This is a genomic window from Ignavibacteria bacterium (genome assembly GCA_025612375.1).
Taxonomy (GTDB): domain Bacteria; phylum Bacteroidota; class Ignavibacteria; order Ignavibacteriales; family SURF-24; genus JAAXKN01.
This window is the reverse complement of sequence record JAAXKN010000132.1, coordinates 1-1,181: the sequence shown is the minus strand read 5'-3', so window position 1 is coordinate 1,181 and position 1,181 is coordinate 1. Positions and strand designations below refer to the sequence as shown.

Genomic DNA, 1,181 nt, shown 5'->3' with positions numbered 1-1,181 from the left:
AAGAGCAATGTACCTTGAAAACTGAACAATGCAAAATATAACAAATTAACAACGAAATCGAGGTTGTGTAGAGATACACAGCAAAGAAGTTAAAAAACTAAGTAGAGTCTTTTTAAGACGATGCAAAGGGTTTTAACTACAATTTCAAGTTAAACCGAGAAACCAGAAAGAATTACAGAGTTAATTAACAATGTATTCAAATTAGTTACCTAACGCAGGTAACAATTCACTTAGGTCAAGTGAAGAAGAGCATAAGGTGAATGCCTTGGCACTAGGAGCCGAAGAAGGACGTGGCAAGCTGCGATAAGCTGCGGGCAGGAGCAAACATCCGTTGATCCGCAGATTTCCGAATGAGGAAACTCACTTACGGTAATGCGTAAGTACCCTGTACTGAATCCATAGGTACAGAGGAGGTAACCCGGGGAACTGAAACATCTAAGTACCCGGAGGAAGAGAAAGAAACATCGATTCCCTAAGTAGCGGCGAGCGAACGGGGAAGAGCCCAAACCGGATTTATCCGGGGTTGTGGACCATTCATAACGCGAAGCGTGTATAGTCGAAGAGATCTGGAAAGATCTGCCGTAGAAGGTAAAGGCCCTGTAGACGAAATGCACAAATCGTAGAGTGGCACCAGAGTACCACCAGGCACGTGAAACCTGGTGGGAAGCAGGGGGGCCCACCCCCCAAGGCTAAATACTACCTAGTGACCGATAGAGAATAGTACCGTGAGGGAAAGGTGAAAAGAACCCCGGGAGGGGAGTGAAATAGAACCTGAAACCTTATGCTTACAAGCAAAGGGAGCGCAAGTGACCTTGTACTTTTTGTAGAACGGGCCAACGAGTTATGGTATGTAGCAAGGTTAAGGTGTTAAGCACCGGAGCCGTAGCGAAAGCGAGTCTGAATAGGGCGTCAAGTTGCATGCTGTAGACCCGAAACCGGGTGACCTATCCATGTGCAGGTTGAAGCGAGAGTAAAATCTCGTGGAGGACCGAACTCATGTCTGTTGAAAAAGGCTGGGATGACGTGTGGATAGCGGTGAAATTCCAATCGAACCCGGATATAGCTGGTTCTCCTCGAAATAGCTTTAGGGCTAGCCTCAGTCAAAGATACTCGGAGGTAGAGCACTGAATGTTCTAGGGGCCTTCACCGGTTACCGAAAACTATCAAACTCCGAATGCCGA

Annotated in this window: 1 rRNA gene; it reads left to right on the top strand. The window is 46.7% G+C overall.

Annotation, left to right across the window (positions count from 1 at the left end):
- Positions 1–230 precede the first annotated feature (230 nt).
- Positions 231–1,181 (top strand): 23S ribosomal RNA (locus HF312_21680); the annotation flags it as partial.